Annotated in this window: 17 protein-coding genes; 13 read left to right on the top strand and 4 right to left on the bottom strand. The window is 70.1% G+C overall.

All coding sequences use genetic code 11. The annotated features are described in order from the left end of the window. The first annotated feature begins 27 nt into the window (after positions 1–27). From rsmD to mutM, 7 genes are all read left to right on the top strand, one after another. Entirely contained in the window at positions 28–612 is a 585-nt protein-coding gene (gene rsmD / locus ABZZ74_RS35270) for a 16S rRNA (guanine(966)-N(2))-methyltransferase RsmD (protein ID WP_356772049.1), read from the top strand. 26 nt (positions 613–638) lie between these two features. Continuing rightward, positions 639–1,118 carry a pantetheine-phosphate adenylyltransferase gene (gene coaD, locus ABZZ74_RS35265; RefSeq protein ID WP_356772047.1) on the top strand — a complete coding sequence of 160 codons (480 nt, stop codon included), beginning with the start codon at positions 639–641 and terminating at the stop codon, positions 1,116–1,118. A gap of 58 nt (positions 1,119–1,176) precedes the next feature. Next, entirely contained in the window at positions 1,177–2,214 is a 1,038-nt protein-coding gene (locus ABZZ74_RS35260) for an ATP synthase F0 subunit B (protein WP_356772045.1), read from the top strand. Between the two features lie 132 nt (positions 2,215–2,346). After that, positions 2,347–2,991, top strand: a complete 645-nt coding sequence (locus ABZZ74_RS35255; RefSeq protein WP_356772043.1) for a YceD family protein — start codon at positions 2,347–2,349, stop codon at positions 2,989–2,991. A 2-nt stretch (positions 2,992–2,993) separates the two neighbouring features. Beyond that, positions 2,994–3,167 (top strand): 50S ribosomal protein L32, encoded by a 174-nt coding sequence (gene rpmF, locus ABZZ74_RS35250; RefSeq protein ID WP_003951102.1) that lies wholly within the window; start codon positions 2,994–2,996, stop codon positions 3,165–3,167. A 7-nt stretch (positions 3,168–3,174) separates the two neighbouring features. Beyond that, positions 3,175–4,014 carry a ribonuclease III gene (rnc, locus tag ABZZ74_RS35245; protein ID WP_165954999.1) on the top strand — a complete coding sequence of 280 codons (840 nt, stop codon included), beginning with the start codon at positions 3,175–3,177 and terminating at the stop codon, positions 4,012–4,014. A 79-nt stretch (positions 4,015–4,093) separates the two neighbouring features. Further along, on the top strand, positions 4,094–4,954 hold the full coding sequence (mutM, locus tag ABZZ74_RS35240) for a bifunctional DNA-formamidopyrimidine glycosylase/DNA-(apurinic or apyrimidinic site) lyase (protein ID WP_356772041.1): 861 nt from the start codon (positions 4,094–4,096) through the stop codon (positions 4,952–4,954). Here the strand turns inward: mutM and ABZZ74_RS35235 are convergent. Beyond that, positions 4,927–5,328 (bottom strand): helix-turn-helix domain-containing protein, encoded by a 402-nt coding sequence (locus ABZZ74_RS35235; RefSeq protein WP_356772039.1) that lies wholly within the window; start codon positions 5,326–5,328, stop codon positions 4,927–4,929. The two genes, mutM and ABZZ74_RS35235, sit on opposite strands and share 28 nt — an antisense overlap. A 135-nt stretch (positions 5,329–5,463) precedes the next feature. Here ABZZ74_RS35235 and ABZZ74_RS35230 point away from each other — a divergent pair, with 135 nt between their 5' ends. Then, the gene (locus tag ABZZ74_RS35230) at positions 5,464–6,045 is read left to right on the top strand and encodes a flavodoxin family protein (RefSeq protein ID WP_356772037.1); all 582 of its coding nucleotides are present in this window, start codon (positions 5,464–5,466) and stop codon (positions 6,043–6,045) included. 12 nt (positions 6,046–6,057) lie between these two features. On the opposite strand, the gene ABZZ74_RS35225 is transcribed toward ABZZ74_RS35230, so the two are convergent. Beyond that, positions 6,058–7,209, bottom strand: coding sequence for a CAP domain-containing protein (locus ABZZ74_RS35225; protein ID WP_356772035.1), 1,152 nt, complete (start codon positions 7,207–7,209; stop codon positions 6,058–6,060). A 169-nt stretch (positions 7,210–7,378) separates the two neighbouring features. On the opposite strand from ABZZ74_RS35225, the gene ABZZ74_RS35220 reads away from it, so the two are divergent. The 4 genes from ABZZ74_RS35220 to ABZZ74_RS35205 all read left to right on the top strand — a co-directional run bounded on the left by ABZZ74_RS35220 (position 7,379) and on the right by ABZZ74_RS35205 (position 13,695). Further along, the gene (locus tag ABZZ74_RS35220; protein ID WP_133046777.1) at positions 7,379–7,660 is read left to right on the top strand and encodes an acylphosphatase; all 282 of its coding nucleotides are present in this window, start codon (positions 7,379–7,381) and stop codon (positions 7,658–7,660) included. Positions 7,661–8,043: 383 nt separating this feature from the next. Continuing rightward, positions 8,044–8,247, top strand: a complete 204-nt coding sequence (locus ABZZ74_RS35215; protein ID WP_016432419.1) for a hypothetical protein — start codon at positions 8,044–8,046, stop codon at positions 8,245–8,247. Positions 8,248–8,467: 220 nt separating this feature from the next. After that, positions 8,468–12,079: a chromosome segregation protein SMC gene (smc, locus tag ABZZ74_RS35210; protein ID WP_356772032.1), complete on the top strand. Its 3,612-nt coding sequence runs from the start codon at positions 8,468–8,470 to the stop codon at positions 12,077–12,079. 194 nt (positions 12,080–12,273) lie between these two features. Beyond that, on the top strand, positions 12,274–13,695 hold the full coding sequence (locus ABZZ74_RS35205) for a sugar porter family MFS transporter (protein WP_356772030.1): 1,422 nt from the start codon (positions 12,274–12,276) through the stop codon (positions 13,693–13,695). Positions 13,696–13,790: 95 nt separating this feature from the next. On the opposite strand, the gene ABZZ74_RS35200 is transcribed toward ABZZ74_RS35205, so the two are convergent. Further along, positions 13,791–14,762, bottom strand: a complete 972-nt coding sequence (locus ABZZ74_RS35200; RefSeq protein WP_356772028.1) for an LLM class flavin-dependent oxidoreductase — start codon at positions 14,760–14,762, stop codon at positions 13,791–13,793. Positions 14,763–14,867: 105 nt separating this feature from the next. Between ABZZ74_RS35200 and ftsY the strand changes: the two genes are divergently transcribed. Then, positions 14,868–16,070 carry a signal recognition particle-docking protein FtsY gene (gene ftsY / locus ABZZ74_RS35195; RefSeq protein WP_356772026.1) on the top strand — a complete coding sequence of 401 codons (1,203 nt, stop codon included), beginning with the start codon at positions 14,868–14,870 and terminating at the stop codon, positions 16,068–16,070. A 114-nt stretch (positions 16,071–16,184) separates the two neighbouring features. Here the strand turns inward: ftsY and ABZZ74_RS35190 are convergent, their stop codons facing one another. Beyond that, entirely contained in the window at positions 16,185–16,841 is a 657-nt protein-coding gene (locus tag ABZZ74_RS35190) for a bifunctional DNA primase/polymerase (RefSeq protein WP_356772024.1), read from the bottom strand. Between the last annotated feature and the right edge of the window lie 201 nt (positions 16,842–17,042).

Below are 17,042 nucleotides of genomic sequence, written 5' to 3'. Positions count from 1 at the left end.
TAGCCGCCCACGACCGAGGAACCGAAGATGACCCGCGTGATCGCCGGTGCAGCCGGCGGACGTCGACTCGCCGTGCCGCCAGGCAACGGCACCCGTCCCACCTCCGACCGCGCACGCGAGGGCCTCTTCTCCACCTGGCAGTCCCTCCTCGGCGGCCCCCTCCAGGGCGAACGCGTCCTCGACCTGTACGCCGGCTCGGGAGCCGTGGGCCTGGAAGCCCTCTCCCGAGGCGCGAGTCACACCCTCCTCGTCGAGGCCGACGCGAGGGCCGCCCGCGTCATCAGGGAGAACGTCAAAACCCTCGGCCTCCCTGGCGCGGAGGTCAGGGCGGGCAAGGCCGAGCAGATCATCCAGTCGGCGCCCGCAGCCCCGTACGACCTGGCCTTCCTCGACCCCCCGTACCGTGTCACGGACCACGATCTTGGGGAGATTCTGCTCACACTCCGCACCGAACACTGGCTCGCGCCGGAGGCTCTGGTCACCGTGGAGCGCAGCACCAGAGGCGGAGAATTCAAGTGGCCGCAGGGCTACGAGGCGGTCAAGGCCCGTCGCTATGGCGAGGGAACGTTTTGGTACGGTCGCGCCGCCTCTACGTGCGAAGACGCACGATGACCGGACCGGAGAGCGAGGGATCACAAGTGCGCCGCGCCGTCTGTCCCGGGTCGTTCGACCCCATCACCAACGGACACCTCGACATCATTTCCCGCGCCTCCCGTCTGTACGACGAGGTCTACGTCGCGGTCATGATCAACAAGTCCAAGAAGGGCCTGTTCGAGATCGACGAGCGGATCGACCTGATCCGTCAGGTCACCGCCGAGTACGGCAACGTGAGGGTCGAGGCCTTCCACGGACTCCTCGTCGACTACTGCAAGCAGCGTGACATCCCGGCCATCGTCAAGGGCCTGCGCGCCGTCAGCGACTTCGACTACGAGCTGCAGATGGCCCAGATGAACAACGGCCTGTCCGGTGTGGAGACGCTCTTCGTGCCGACGAACCCCACCTACAGCTTCCTCTCCTCCTCCCTCGTCAAGGAGGTCGCGACCTGGGGAGGCGACGTCTCCCACCTCGTGCCGCCGACCGTCCTCGAAGCCCTGAACGAGCGCCTCCGCCAGGACTGATGGGGCTACAGTCGTCCCGTCCGTCTCCAACACATCGGTAGAGAGTGGCGAGCACACGGTGGACGTGCAGAAGAAGCTCGACGAGATCGTCGCGGCGGTCTCCAGTGCCCGGTCGATGCCCATGTCGGCGTCGTGCGTGGTCAACCGCGCGGAACTGCTCGCGATGCTCGAAGAGGTCCGCGCGGCCCTGCCCGACTCCCTGGCCCAGGCGCAGGAGCTGATCGGCGGCCGGGAGGAGATGGTCGAGCAGGCCCGCCAGGAGGCCGAGCGGATCATCCAGGGCGCGCATGCCGAGCGCGGCTCGCTGATCTCCGACACCGAGATCGCCCGCCGCTCCCAGGCAGAGGCGGACCGGATCCTGAGCGAGGCCCGCCGGGAGGCGGAGGAGGTCCGCGCCGAGGCCGACGACTACGTCGACTCCAAGCTCGCCAACTTCGAGGTCGTCCTCACCAAGACCCTCGGCTCCGTCGGCCGCGGCCGCGAGAAGCTGCTGGGCACCGGCCCGGGCCTGGACGAGCAGGGCTACGAGGACGAGGACGCCCCCGAGCGCAGCCACGACCCGGAGACCCTGCGCAAGGACGCCGACGCCTACGTGGACGTCAAGCTGGGCGCCTTCGAGGCGGTCCTCGCCAAGACGCTGGAGGCGGTCGGCAAGGGACGCGCCAAGCTGCACGGCCGCATCGCCACCGACGACCTCGGCGCCCTCGCCGACGACACCACGTCCTTCCAGCACTCCAGCGACGCCGACTACCTGGCCGACCTCGCCGCGCTCTCCCAGCGGGAGAACTCGGCCGAACAGCAACAGCCGCAGCAGTACGACCAGCAGCCGGCCTACGGCTACCAGCAGACGGACACCTACGCCGCGGCCGGCTACGAGCAGCAGACCTACGGCCAGCAGGACGCGTACGGCTACCAACAGGCCGACCCCTACGCGTACCAGGGCTACGACGCCCAGCAGCAGGCCTCGTACGATCCGAACCAGGTCCAGCAGCACCAACCGCACCAGTCGTACGCTCTCGACGAGACCAGCCTCTTCGACACCGGCATGATCACGCCGGAGCAGTTGAGGGCCTACGAGCAGGGCCGCGGCCAGTAAGGGACCACCGGATTGGGCCGTGAGCGAAAGGTCCAGTATCCTGGCTCTTCGGTCGCGCGTACGTCCGCGATCAACGCTGCCCGGGGACACCGCAGGGCGGCGTCCCTCTGAGCTCAGAAGATCGAAAGCAGGATGGCTCCCAACGCTCGCCTCGACCACCGCAACCCCCTCGTGTTCGACACGCACGAGCTGGGTCGCCGTCCCGGTGCGCTGCAGCGGCTGTCCCGCACGGTCGACGCCCCCAAACACTTCGGTGTCCAGGGGGTCGTCGGAGTGCCGGAAGGCGCTCCGGTGGAGCTCGAACTCCGGCTCGAGTCGGTCATGGAAGGGGTGCTTGTCACAGGCACCGCCCGTGCACAGGCCGAGGGGGAGTGCGTAAGGTGTCTGGAGCCGCTTCAGCTCGACGTCGAAGCGGACTTCCAGGAGATGTTCTCGTACCCTGACGCCGACGACCGGGGCCGCCCCAAGGCGGAGCCGGCCGACGACGCCGAGGAAGACGAGGACAGGCTCTTCATCGAGGACGGCCTGTTCGACCTCGAGCCCGTGCTGCGCGATGCGGTGGTGCTCGCACTGCCGATGCAGCCGGTGTGCCAGGAAGACTGCCCGGGTCTGTGCTCCGAGTGCGGAGCGCGGCTGGCGGACGACCCGGACCACCACCACGACGCCGTCGACATCCGTTGGGCGGCACTGCAGGGACTCGCCGAAACCATGACGGACGGCGAGAAGGACGAGATGAGCGGCGCCGAAGCGGGCGTCGACGAGAAGCAGGAGAAGTAGCCGTGGCTGTTCCGAAGCGGAAGATGTCGCGCAGCAACACGCGCCACCGCCGGTCGCAGTGGAAGGCTGCGGTCCCCACCCTGGTTGCGTGCGAGCGCTGCCACGAGCCCAAGCAGCAGCACATCGCGTGCCCGTCTTGCGGCACCTACAACAAGCGCCAGGTCCTCGAGGTCTGAGCGGCTGGTGAGAGGCACCGTGTCCACTGCCAAGAAGGCGGATGACGCCAAGGCGGACCCGTCCGCCAAGAAGAAAGCGGACAACACGGCCTCGTCCCACACGCTTCTGGAAGGGCGGCTCGGGTACAAGCTCGAGTCCGCCCTTCTGGTGCGTGCGCTGACCCACCGTTCCTACGCGTACGAGAACGGCGGTCTGCCGACCAACGAGCGGCTGGAGTTCCTCGGGGACTCCGTGCTCGGTCTCGTGGTCACGGACACGCTGTACAACACCCACCCCGACCTGCCCGAGGGCCAACTGGCCAAGCTGCGGGCCGCGGTGGTCAACTCGCGTGCGCTGGCGGAGGTCGGTCGCGGTCTGGAACTCGGCTCCTTCATCCGGCTGGGCCGCGGTGAAGAGGGCACGGGCGGCCGGGACAAGGCGTCCATCCTCGCCGACACCCTGGAAGCGGTGATCGGCGCGGTCTATCTCGACCAGGGCCTCGACGCGGCCTCCGAACTGGTGCACCGCCTGTTCGACCCGCTGATCGAGAAGTCCTCGAACCTCGGTGCCGGCCTGGACTGGAAGACCAGCCTCCAGGAGCTCACCGCGACCGAGGGGCTCGGTGTCCCCGAGTACCTGGTCACGGAGACCGGCCCCGACCACGAGAAGACCTTCACTGCTGCCGCCCGCGTCGGAGGCGTCTCGTACGGCACCGGCACCGGCCGCAGCAAGAAGGAGGCGGAGCAGCAGGCCGCCGAGTCCGCCTGGCGGTCCATCCGGGCCGCCGCGGACGAGCGCGCCGAGAAGGCGGCGGCCGAGAAGGCCGCCCTGGACGGCGACGAAGGCCCGACGTCCGTCTCTGCCTGACGAACAGCGCGTCCCGAGCGCCTGTCCCGCACACCGGGGCGGGCGCTCGGCTCATCCACAGTCCGGTACGGGAGTCGTCATGCCCGAGTTGCCCGAGGTCGAGGTCGTCCGGCGCGGCCTGGAGCGGTGGGTCGCCCACCGTGTCGTCGCCGACGCCGAGGTGCTGCACCCGCGTGCCGTACGGCGCCACATCGCGGGCGCCGACGACTTCGCGCACCGCCTCAAGGGCCACCGCGTCGGCGTCCCGAGCCGCCGCGGCAAGTATCTGTGGCTGCCCTTGGAGGACACCCGCCAGTCGATCCTGGCGCACCTCGGGATGAGCGGCCAGCTGCTGGTCCAGCCCAACACGGCCCCCGACGAGAAGCACCTGCGCATCCGCGTCCGCTTCGCCGACGCCCTCGCGACGGAACTCCGCTTCGTCGACCAACGCACCTTCGGCGGGCTGTCGTTGCACGACAACACCCCCGAGGGTCTGCCCGACGTCATCGCGCACATCGCCCGCGACCCCCTCGACCCGCTGTTCGACGAGGACGCCTTCCACCAGGCGCTGCGCCGCAAGCGGACCACCATCAAACGGGCCTTGCTGGACCAGTCGTTGATCAGCGGGGTCGGCAACATCTATGCCGACGAGGCCCTTTGGCGGGCCCGCGTCCACTACGAGCGCCCCACCGCCGGCTTCACCCGACCGCGCACGGCTGAACTCCTCGGCCACGTACGGGACGTGATGAACGCGGCCCTCGCTGTCGGCGGCACCAGCTTCGACAGCCTGTATGTCAACGTCAACGGGGAGTCCGGCTACTTCGACCGGTCCCTCGACGCGTACGGCCGTGAAGGTCTGCCGTGCAAGAGGTGCGGTACGCCCATGCGCAGGCGCCCGTGGATGAACCGGTCAAGCTACTTCTGCCCGAAGTGTCAGAGGGCGCCGCGCGTGGTGTCGTAACGCTCGCGGGCCGTGAGGACGTCGTTCATGCGGCCCTCCACCAGGTGGATCAGGTCCAGCAGCCGCTCGGCGACCTGGCGGCCGAGCGGGGTCAGTTCGTAGTCCACGCGGGGCGGGTTGGTCGGTTGGGCCTCGCGGTGCACCAGGCCGTCGCGCTCCAGTGCGTGCAGGGTCTGGGAGAGCATCTTCTCGCTCACGCCGTCGACCCGGCGGCGCAGCTCGTTGAAGCGCAGCGAACCCTCGTACAGCGCGCCCAGCGTGAGCGAGCCCCAGCGTCCCGTGACGTGTTCGAGGGTGCCGCGCGAGGGACACGCCTTGGCGAACACATTGAACGGGAGGTCGTGCGCCGACGGGCGCTCCTGCGTGCTGTCCATAGCACAAGCGTACTCGAATGCAGCGCTAACCGACAGGTTGCACTAACCAGAAGTTAGTGCTTTCCTTTCGTCATTGCCAGTGAGCTGGTCATTGGCTGTGAACGCTCATCCATGCTCATCACAGGAGTACTCATCGTGACGACCCCCGTTGTCTCCATCGCCTACCACTCCGGCTACGGTCACACCGCCGTGCTCGCCGAGGCCGTCCGCTCCGGTGCCGTCGAGGCGGGTGCCGAGGTGCACCTGATCAACGTCGACGGGATCACCGACGAGCAGTGGGCGCTGCTCGACGGCTCGGACGCCATCGTCTTCGGCTCGCCGACCTACATGGGCACCGCGTCCGGCGCCTTCCACGTCTTCGCCGAGGCGTCCTCGAAGCGCTGGTTCGGGCAGGACTGGAAGGACAAGCTGGCGGCCGGCTTCACCAACTCCGGCTCCAAGAGCGGCGACAAGCTGCACACCCTGCAGTTCTTCCAGATCCTCGCCGGCCAGCACGGCATGCACTGGGTGAACCTCGGCCTGCACCCCGGCTGGAACAACAGCGAGGGCAGCGAGCACGACCTCAACCGCCTCGGTGTCTTCGCGGGCGCCGCCGCCCAGACCAACGTCGACGAGGGCCCGGACGCCGTCCACAAGGCGGACGTCAAGACCGCCGAGCACCTGGGGCGCCGGGTGGCGGAGACGGCGCGGGTGTTCCTCCAGGGCCGCGCCGCCTGAGCCTCGTGACGTCTAGTAGCCGAAGTCCTGCGTCCACCAGGGGCCGCCGGTACCGAGGTGGACACCGACCCCCAGGGTCTTGAAGTCGCAGTTCAGGATGTTCGCCCGGTGGCCCGGGCTGTTCATCCAGGCCTCCATCACCGCGGCCGCGTCGGCCTGCCCCCGGGCGATGTTCTCGCCGCCGAGGTTGGTGATGCCGAGCTTGGCGGCCCGGTCCCACGGCGTCGCGCCGCTGGGGTCGGTGTGGTCGAAGAAGTTCTGCGCGGCCATGGCGTCGCTGAAGTTCTCCGCCAGCTCCGACAGGGTGCTGTTCGCGGACACCGCGCTGCAGCCGACCTTGGCCCGCTCCTCGTTGACGAGCTTGAGCACCTCCGCCTCGGCCGCGGCCTGGGCGGAGACCGTCACCGCGGGGGCGGTCGCGGACTGCTTCGGCGGCGCGGTCTCCTTCCGCGAGGGCTTCGAGGGCGTCGTCTTCGGCTTCTTGCTCGGCGGCGTCTTCGGCTTCTTCGTCGGCACCTCGGTCGGGGCGGCCGCGGAGGCGGACGGAGTGGAGTGAACCGCGGAGGGCGTGGGCGAGCGGTCGGCGTCGCGGCTCGTCGAGGAGCCGTCGTCCCGGCCCTGGACGCTGCCGGAGGTGCCGCCCTGCTCGGCCGCCGAGTTGCTCGGCGTGCTCGCGGCCTGCACCTTTCCGCCGCCGCCACCGCCACCCAGCTTGTAGTTGTCCAGCCCGGGCACCGCACCCGTGGCGACCGCGACCGTGCCGATCGCGACGGCCGCGGAGACCCCGAGCAGCCCGGTCTTCACCGGCGTCACGGTCCGCTTCCGGCGCCGGTGCGACCCGCCGCGCCCGCCGTCGGGCGTGAAGCCGTCGTCCGGGAAGACGGTGCGGTAGTCGTCCTCGTTGGCGAACAGGTAGGCGGCACTCCGGGCGGAGGCCTCGGCGTACTCGTCCGTGTTCAGATACGGGGCCGTGCCCAGCGTGGGCGGGTCCTCGGACCCGAAGGCCTCCGGCGGGTCATAGCTGCCGAAGGCCTCCGGCGGGTCATAGCTGTACGAGTACTGCCGGGGGTCATAACTGCCGGCGTGCGAGCCGTTCCTCGCTGTGACCCCCGTGGCGCGGCCCGTGGCGGCGCGGCCGGCGGCGGAGCGTCGGTGGCGTCCCATGTTTCTGGCCTTCCTCGTCCTGGCGGTCAACCCGCCGGATACGATCTTGCGGGTGACCCAGCTCACTCCTTCGAGTGAGTTTTATCTGAGATTCATTGGGTGGGGACGGTACCGCATGGCGCCAGAGGAGGAAGTGTCCGAAGAGACATTGGCCGGTTAGGTTGCCCCCATGAGCGAGGATGTACGACTGGTCGCCTGGGTGCGCGGACGCGTCCAAGGTGTGGGTTTCCGCTGGTTCACGCGGGCCAAGGCGCTGGAGCTCGGCGGCCTGAGTGGTTTTGCTCTCAATTTGGGCGACGGTCGGGTCCAGGTGGTCGCGGAGGGCTCGCGGGAGTCCTGTGAAGGACTTCTGGACTGGCTCCAGGGTGACGACACGCCCGGGCGCGTGGAGGGCGTCACCGAGATCTGGGACACACCTCGCGGGGGTTACGACGGCTTCGCCATCCGCTGACCCCTTTCTGTAAAGAGGCCCAGGCGGAAGCGGACGCACATGCCACCGGCAGCTGCCGGGAGCGGAAAGACGCTGGTGGTTGCCAAGAACCGCTTGCTCTGGCAGGCTGCGCACGCAAAGATGATCGCCACGCCCCGAGGGGCCCGCAGGAGTCGCAGCGCAGCCGCTCTCAGGCCGCGCGCCCCCGGGATGCCCGCCAATACGGGGCGTGATCGTGTTGACCGTCAAACTTTTTGGTGAGACGCTGAAAGCACCCCGCGCACCTTAGCTGTTTGGCATGGATGAACGGCAGCATGAACTCCATAGTGTCAAGCACCACGGGTGCGATTCCCTCACGACCCACACCGCTTCGGTCGGTCACTCAGTGTGGAGGACCATCCATCATGGCAAAGGCGCTTCTCGGTTACGTCGGCGGCTCCGACCCTCGACTCCTCGCCGAGATGCGACGGCTTCAGCAGCGTGTCCAGGACCTGGAATCCGAGCTCGTACGGATCCAGGCCGAGAACGACGCGCTCGCGGCTGCCGCTTCTCACGACAGGATCATGGAGAGCATCGACGCACACCAGGCGGAGCCTGCGCTCACCTGATCACTGCATCGCACCACGACAGCAGTGGTTGGGCCGCCCGTATCAACCGCTAAGTTGTCAGATTTGCAAGGGACGCTTCGGCGTCCCTTCTTTCTTACCTGCCCCCGCGCATCCTTTCACCTTCTACAACGTTTGATGTGCCCTGCATGTTCAAAGGTGAAACCGCGGGAGACAGCACGTTCATGGAGTGAGACACCCCCGGAAGGTAGAGTCCAGCGGCGTGCACCTCAAGGCCCTGACCCTCCGCGGGTTCAAGTCGTTCGCCTCGGCGACCACGCTCCGGTTCGAACCGGGGATCACGTGCGTCGTCGGACCGAACGGCTCGGGCAAGTCCAACGTCGTCGACGCCCTCAGCTGGGTGATGGGCGAGCAGGGCGCCAAGTCGCTGCGCGGCGGCAAGATGGAGGACGTCATCTTCGCCGGCACCACCGGCCGCCCGCCGCTGGGCCGTGCCGAGGTGTCCCTGACCATCGACAACTCCGACGGTGCGCTGCCCATCGAGTACGCCGAGGTCACCATCACGCGGATCATGTTCCGCAACGGCGGCAGCGAGTACCAGATCAACGGCGACACCTGCCGTCTGCTGGACATCCAGGAACTCCTCTCCGACTCCGGCATCGGCCGCGAGATGCACGTCATCGTCGGGCAGGGCCAGCTCGACTCCGTCCTGCACGCCGACCCCATGGGCCGCCGCGCCTTCATCGAGGAGGCCGCGGGCGTCCTCAAGCACCGCAAGCGCAAGGAGAAGGCCCTCCGCAAGCTCGACGCGATGCAGGCCAACCTCGCGCGCGTGCAGGACCTGACCGACGAACTCCGCCGCCAGCTCAAGCCCCTGGGCCGGCAGGCCGCCGTCGCCCGCCGGGCCGCCGTCATCCAGGCCGACCTCCGCGACGCCCGGCTGCGTCTGCTGGCCGACGATCTCGTACGACTGCGCCAGGCACTGCAGGCCGAGGTCGCCGACGAGGCCGCGCTGAAGGAGCGCAAGGAAGCCGCCGAGCAGGAACTGAAGAAGGCCCTCCAGCGCGAGGCCCTCCTGGAGGACGAGGTACGGCAGCTCACCCCGCGCCTGCAGCGCGCCCAGCAGACCTGGTACGAACTCTCCCAGCTGGCCGAGCGCGTGCGCGGCACGATCTCGCTGGCCGACGCCCGCGTGAAGAGCGCCACCTCCGCGCCCCCCGAGGAGCGGCGCGGACGCGACCCGGAGGACATGGAGCGCGAGGCCGCCCGGATCCGGGAGCAGGAGGCCGAGCTGGAGGCGGCCCTGGAGGCGGCCGAACGCGCCCTGGAGGACACGGTCGCCCACCGCGCCGAACTCGAACGCGAACTCACGCAGGAGGAACGGCGCCTGAAGGACGTGGCCCGCGCCATCGCCGACCGCCGTGAGGGCCTCGCCCGCCTCAACGGCCAGGTCAACGCGGCCCGTTCGCGCGCCGCCTCGGCCCAGGCCGAGATCGACCGGCTGGCCGCGGCGAGGGACGAGGCGCAGGAGCGCGCGGTCGCCGCCCAGGAGGAGTACGAGGCGCTCAAGGCCGAGGTCGACGGCCTGGACGCCGGCGACGCCGAACTGGCGGAGCGGCACGAGTCGGCCAGACAGCAGCTGACGGAGGCGGAGAGCGCCCTGTCGGCGGCCCGTGAGGCGGCGACGGCGGCGGAACGCAGGCGCGCGGCGACACAGGCCCGCCATGAGGCGCTGGCACTGGGCCTGCGCAGAAAGGACGGCACGGGCGCCCTGCTGGGAGCGAAGGATCGTCTCTCCGGCCTGCTGGGCCCGGCAGCCGAACTCCTGACCATCACCCCGGGCTACGAGGTCCCTCTGGCGGCGGCTTTCGGCGCGGCGGCGGACGCACTGGCGGTGACGTCACCGTCGGCAGCGGCGGACGCGATCCGCTTGCTGCGCAAGCAGGACGGGGGACGGGCGGCACTCATTTTGGCCGGAGGCTCCGAAGACGCGCCCCTCAGGGGCGCGGGGCTGCACCAACTTGCGGCTCCGCCGCGGGGCGCGATCAACCACGACGGCCCCGCAGACGCCACACATCAGCACGCGGCAGATCTCGTCCGCGGCCCTTCCGACCTGATGCCGGCGGTCCGTCGCCTCCTGCACGGCATCGTCGTCGTCCCCACCCTCGAAGACGCCGAGGAACTGGTCTACTCCCAACCCCACCTCACCGCCGTGACCGCCGAAGGCGACCTCCTCGGCGCCCACTTCGCCCACGGCGGCTCCGCCGGCGCCCCGAGCCTCCTCGAAGTACAGGCCTCCGTCGACGAGGCCGCCGCCGAACTCGAAGAGCTGGCCGTCCGCTGCGAGGAACTCACCGAGGCCCAGCACGCGGCCCAGGAGCGACGCAAGGAATGCGCCGCCCAGGTCGAGGAACTGGCCGACCGCCGCCGAGCCGCCGACCGCGAGAAGTCGACCGTGGCCCAGCAGCTCGGCCGTCTCGCGGGGCAGGCCAGAGGTGCCGCGGGCGAGGCCGAGCGGTCCGTCGCGGCGGCGGCCCGCGCCCAGGACGCCCTCGACAAGGCACTCCAGGACGTCGAGGAACTCGCCGAACGCCTCGCCGTGGCCGAGGAGATGCCCGTCGAGGAGGAGCCCGACACCTCCGTCCGGGACCGTCTCGCCGCCGACGGCGCCAACGCCCGCCAGACCGAGATGGAGGCCCGCCTCCAGGTCCGTACGCACGAGGAACGCGTCAAGGGCCTGGCCGGCCGCGCCGACTCCCTCGACCGCGCCGCCCGCGCGGAGCGCGAGGCACGCGCGCGTGCCGAGCAGCGGCGGGCCCGGCTGCGTCACGAGGCGGCCGTCGCGGAAGCCGTCGCCTCCGGTGCCCGCCAGCTGCTCGCGCACGTCGAGGTCTCGCTCACCCGCGCCGACGAGGAGCGCACCGCCGCGGAGGCCGCCAAGGCCCGGCGTGAGCAGGAGCTGACCGCCGCCCGCAACGCCGGCCGTGACCTGAAGGCGGAGCTCGACAAGCTCACCGACTCCGTGCACCGCGGTGAGGTCCTCGGCGCCGAGAAGCGGCTGCGCATCGAGCAGTTGGAGACCAAGGCGCTGGAGGAACTGGGCGTCGAACCCGCCGGGCTCGTCTCCGAGTACGGCCCCCACCAGCTCGTACCGCCCTCCCCGCCCGCCGAGGGCGAGGAGTTGCCCGAGGACCCGGAGCATCCGCGCAACCGGCCGAAGCCGTTCCACCGGGCCGAGCAGGAGCGGCGGCTGAAGGCGGCCGAGCGCGCCTACCAGCAGCTGGGCAAGGTCAACCCGCTGGCGCTGGAGGAGTTCGCCGCGCTGGAGGAGCGGCACAAGTTCCTCAGCGAGCAGCTGGAGGACCTGAAGAAGACCCGCGCCGACCTGCTTCAGGTCGTGAAGGAGGTCGACGAGCGGGTCGAGCAGGTCTTCACCGAGGCCTACCGGGACACCGCCCGGGAGTTCGAGGGCGTCTTCAGCCGGCTCTTCCCCGGCGGCGAGGGACGGCTCGTGCTGACCGATCCCGACAACATGCTCACCACGGGCGTCGACGTCGAGGCCCGGCCGCCCGGCAAGAAGGTCAAGCGGCTGAGCCTGCTCTCCGGTGGCGAGCGCTCGCTGACCGCCGTGGCGCTGCTGGTGTCGATCTTCAAGGCCCGTCCGAGCCCGTTCTACGTCATGGACGAGGTCGAGGCCGCCCTCGACGACACCAACCTCCAGCGGCTCATCCGCATCATGCAGGAGCTGCAGGAGGCCTCGCAGCTCATCGTGATCACGCACCAGAAGCGCACGATGGAGGTCGCCGACGCGCTGTACGGCGTCTCCATGCAGGGCGACGGTGTCTCGAAGGTCATCAGCCAGCGGCTGCGCTGACCTGTCACTGGCGGGCGCGTCCCTTCAAGAAGTGAACGTAAGTCACGGAATCCTGTCTCGGTTCTCACATTTTCCCGCGTTTGATTTTGGGAGTTGAAGGCATAAGGTCAGCAGAGTTGGATTTAGCTTCAGGTACCACCTATCTGGAGAGCTGACCGCACCGGCGGCGTTGCCGGTGGCCCGAGGAGTTGAACGTGACCAGCACAGCGCAGGCACAGAAGTCAGGAGCCGGCACGGCTCATCCCGATCATCTCGGGCATGTCATCTTCATCGCGGCGGCGGCCGCGATGGGCGGGTTCCTCTTCGGCTACGACAGTTCCGTGATCAACGGCGCCGTCGAGGCCATCCGGGACCGCTACGACATCGGCTCCGCGGCCCTCGCCCAGGTCATCGCCATCGCCCTGATCGGCTGCGCCATCGGCGCCGCGACCGCGGGCCGGATCGCCGACCGCATCGGCCGGATCCGCTGCATGCAGATAGCCGCCGTGCTGTTCACCATCAGCGCCGTCGGCTCCGCGCTGCCCTTCGCCCTGTGGGACCTCGCCCTGTGGCGCGTCGTCGGCGGCTTCGCCATCGGCATGGCCTCCGTCATCGGCCCCGCCTACATCGCCGAGGTCGCCCCGCCGGCGTACCGCGGCCGGCTCGGCTCCTTCCAGCAGGCCGCGATCGTCGTCGGTATCGCCATCTCCCAGCTGGTCAACTGGGGCCTGCTCAACGCGGCAGGCGGCGACCAGCGCGGCAAGCTGATGGGCCTGGAGGCCTGGCAGGTCATGCTCGGCGTCATGGTGATCCCGGCCGTCCTGTACGGACTGCTCTCCTTCGCCATCCCCGAGTCGCCGCGCTTCCTGATCTCCGCCGGCAGGCGCGAGCGCGCCCGCGAGATCCTCGCCGAGGTCGAGGGGGGCGAGAGCGCCGCCCTCGACGCCCGGGTCGCCGAGATCGAGCAGGCGATGCGGAGCGAGCACAAGTCGTCGTTCAAGGACCTGCTCGGCGGCGGCTTCTTCTTCAAGCCGATCGTCTGGGTCGGTATCGGCCTGTCGGTCTTCCAGCAGTTCGTCGGCATCAACGTCGCGTTCTACTACTCCTCGACGCTCTGGCAGTCGGTCGGCGTCGACCCGACGGACTCGTTCTTCTACTCCTTCACGACGTCGATCATCAACATCGTCGGCACCGTGATCGCGATGATCTTCGTGGACCGGATCGGCCGCAAGCCGCTGGCCCTGATCGGCTCCGTCGGCATGGTCGTCGGTCTGGCGCTGGAGGCCTGGGCGTTCTCCTACCACCTGGTCGACGGCAAGCTGCCGGCCGCGCAGGGCTGGACCGCCCTGGTCGCCGCCCACGTCTTCGTCCTCTTCTTCGCCCTGTCCTGGGGTGTGGTCGTCTGGGTCATGCTCGGCGAGATGTTCCCGAACAAGCTGCGCGCCGCCGCCCTGGGCGTGGCCGCCTCGGCGCAGTGGATCGCCAACTGGGCCATCACCGCGAGCTTCCCGTCGCTGTCCGACTGGAACCTCTCCGCGACCTACGTGATCTACACGGTCTTCGCGGCGCTCTCCATCCCGTTCGTCCTGAAGTTCGTCAAGGAGACGAAGGGCAAGGCGCTGGAGGAGATGGGCTGAGGCCCCCGGCTCGAGGGGAAGGGCCCCCGGCTCGGGGAGAAGGGCCAAGTCCCCGCCGCCCCTCTCCCCGAATCCGCAGGACGTACCGCCCCGGCTCACTCACCGAGCCGGGGCAGTACGTTCTCGCAGAACAACCGCAGGCTGCGCCACCCCTCCTCCACCGGCATGCCGCCGGACAGCGGATGCAGGACGAGGTTGTCGAGCCCCTGCTCCACGCACTGGTCCGGCGTCAGGATCCGGTAGACCCCTTCCGCGCGCAGTTCCTCCACGCTCGTGGCCGCCGACTTCACCGCCGAGCGGATGTCCCCGGACTGCCAGGAGGCGTAGGTCCGGGCCTCGTGCAGGAAGTGTGAGCCGTAGGAGGCCCAGGCCCGGTCCGGGTCCTCGGCGATGTGCAGCAGCGGGGTCTCGGCGGTCGGCATCATGGTCCAGCCCTCGGTGCCGTACTCCACGAGCCGTTCCTTGTAGTAGGCCTCCAGCTCCGGCAGATGCGCGCTCGGGAAGAAGGGGAGACCCAGGCGGGCGGCCCGGCGGGCGGCGGCCTTCGAGGAGCCGCCGACCAGCAGCAGGGGGTGCGGGTCGGTGAAGGGGGGCGGGGTGATCCGTACAGTACGGCCCCGGTACTCGAACGCCTCGCCGGTCCAGGCCTTCAGGAGCGTCTCAAGGACCTCGTCCTGGATTCTCCCGCGGCGCTTCCACTCCACGTCGAACAGCGCGTACTCCTCCGGGCGGTACCCGATCCCCGCGACCGTCACCAGCCGGCCGCCGCTGAGCAGGTCGAGCACGGCGATCTCCTCGGCCAGCCGCAGCGGATCGTGCAGCGGGCCGATGATCGCCGACACGGTCACCGCGATCCGCCGGGTCGCGCCGAAGACCGCGCCCGCGAAGGCGAACGGCGACGGCAGCCAGTTGTTGTCGGCACCGTGGTGCTCCTCGGTCTGCACGGTGGTGATCCCGTGCTCGTCGGCGTAGGCGGCCATCTCCAGGGCCGCCCGGTAGCGGGCGGAGAGCGTGGCGGGAGTGGCGCCGGGCTCGACGAGGTTGAAGCGGACGACCGTGACGGGCATGGGGGTCCCCCTTCACAGGGCAGGTGTGGAGGGGGACGGTAGCTGACGGTGTGTCAGACATCCAGAGCGGTGTCGCAGGACTCCATGGCCGATACTGGACGGGTTATGGAAACCGTCATCCTTGCTGTAGTCATCGCCGTGGTCGTGCTCGGCGCGCTCGGTGGGCTCGTCGTCGGCAGTCGTCGCAGGAAGTCCCTGCCCCCGCCGCCCCCCTCCGCGCCCGACATCACCGCCCCTCCGGCCGAGCCGCACGTCGGCGACGAGGCCGAGACGCCCCGCGACGAACCGCGCCGGACGATAGAGGAGGTGGATCTTCCGGACGGCTCGGCGCCGGTCACCGTCGAGGAACCGCCGGCTCTGGAAGTCCCCGAGATCGAGGTGCCCGAGCCGACCGCCGGCCGGCTCGTCCGCCTTCGCGCCCGCCTCTCCCGCTCCCAGAACGCGCTCGGCAAGGGGCTGCTCGCGCTCCTGTCCCGGGAGCACCTGGACGAGGACACCTGGGAGGAGATCGAGGACCTCCTGCTCACCGCCGACGTCGGAGTGCAGCCCACACAGGAACTGGTGGACGGCCTGCGCGAGCGCGTGAAGGTGCTCGGCACCCGCACCCCCGAGGAACTGCGCGGCCTGCTGCGCGCGGAGCTGCTCAAGCTGGTCGACCCCGGCATGGACCGCACGGTGAAGACCGAGCCGGAGACCAGCAAGCCCGGCATCGTGATGGTCGTCGGCGTCAACGGCACCGGAAAGACCACCACCACCGGCAAGCTCGCCCGGGTCCTCGTCGCCGACGGGCGCAGCGTGGTGCTGGGCGCCGCCGACACCTTCCGGGCCGCCGCCGCCGACCAGCTGCAGACCTGGGGTGAGCGCGTCGGCGCCTACACCGTGCGCGGGCCCGAGGGCGGCGATCCCGCCTCCGTCGCCTTCGACGCGGTGAAGGAGGGCAAGGAGATGGGCGTGGACGTCGTGCTCATCGACACCGCCGGCCGTCTCCACACCAAGACCGGCCTCATGGACGAGCTCGGCAAGGTCAAGCGCGTCGTCGAGAAGCAGGCCCCGCTGGACGAGGTGCTGCTGGTGCTGGACGCGACCACCGGGCAGAACGGTCTGGTCCAGGCCCGGGTCTTCGCCGAGGTCGTCGACATCACCGGCATCGTCCTGACCAAGCTCGACGGCACGGCCAAGGGAGGCATCGTGGTCGCGGTCCAGCGCGAGCTGGGCGTACCGGTGAAGCTGATCGGTCTGGGCGAGGGCGTGGACGACCTGGCTCCGTTCGAGGCGGAAGCGTTCGTGGATGCCCTTATCGGTGACTGACCGGCCCCCACCACACGAAGGAGCGCCCGCCCCGAGGTGCAGTCGGGGACGGGCGCTTCGCTGTGTACGGCGCAGGGGGTACGGCTGCGCACGCGACCGGTGTGGCAGGTACGGCTATGCCCGCGACCGGTGTGCCACGTACGCCAGGGTGCCCAGCAGGAGGCGGGCCGCCGGTGGCCTCGTCGCGGAGTCGAGGGCCGGGGGGCGAAGCCAGCGGACGGGGCCCAGGCCGGCCCGGTCCGACGGGGGAGCGGTGATGTGGGTGCCGGGGCCGAGGCCGCGCAGGTCCAGGGAGCTCGGGTCGTCCCAGCCCATGCGGTAGAGAAGCGCGGGGAGTTCGGCGGCGCAGCCCGGGGTGACGAAGAAGTGGGCGCGGCCCTCGGGGGTGGCGGCGACCGGGCCGAGGGGGAGGCCCATGCGCTCGAGGCGGACGAGGGCGCGGTGCCCGGCGGGCGCGGCGACCTCGATGACGTCGAACGCGCGACCGACCACGAGCATCACCGCGGCGCCGGGGAACTCGCCCCAGGTCTTGGTCACTTCGTCGAGGGTGGCGCCGGCCGGCACAGGGGGTGCGAAGTCCAGCGGGTGCGCGCCCGGCGCGGGGCAGTCGGCACGGCCGCAGGAACACTGGCCGCCCGCGGCCCGCGCGCCCGCCACGACGTCCCAGCCCCACAGTCCGGTGTACTCGGCGACGGCGGTGCACTCCGAGGAGCGTCCGCGCCTGCGCGTGCCGGACCGGATCTCCCGGATGCCGCCGATCGTGAACCCCATGCCCCCTCCAACGTTTCCGACGCGTCGGTGGTTACGGCGCGGATGCGGAACGTGACCCTCTGTGTTCGGATGCCCCGGTTCCGCTCGGTCCCGAGCGGCGCTCGGAAGTGCCCCTGGTGGTGAACTCGACCGTGCGCGCCCCTGAGTGCATCGCTCCGCCTACTCCCGGCCGTCCTATGTCAAGTGAATCGCGTGGAGGCG

This window comes from Streptomyces sp. NPDC006476 (assembly GCF_040612015.1).
In the GTDB taxonomy this organism is placed as follows: Bacteria; Actinomycetota; Actinomycetes; order Streptomycetales; family Streptomycetaceae; genus Streptomyces; species Streptomyces griseorubiginosus_B.
Note: the sequence above shows the minus strand (reverse complement) of the source record. Positions and strands in the feature narration are given on the sequence as shown.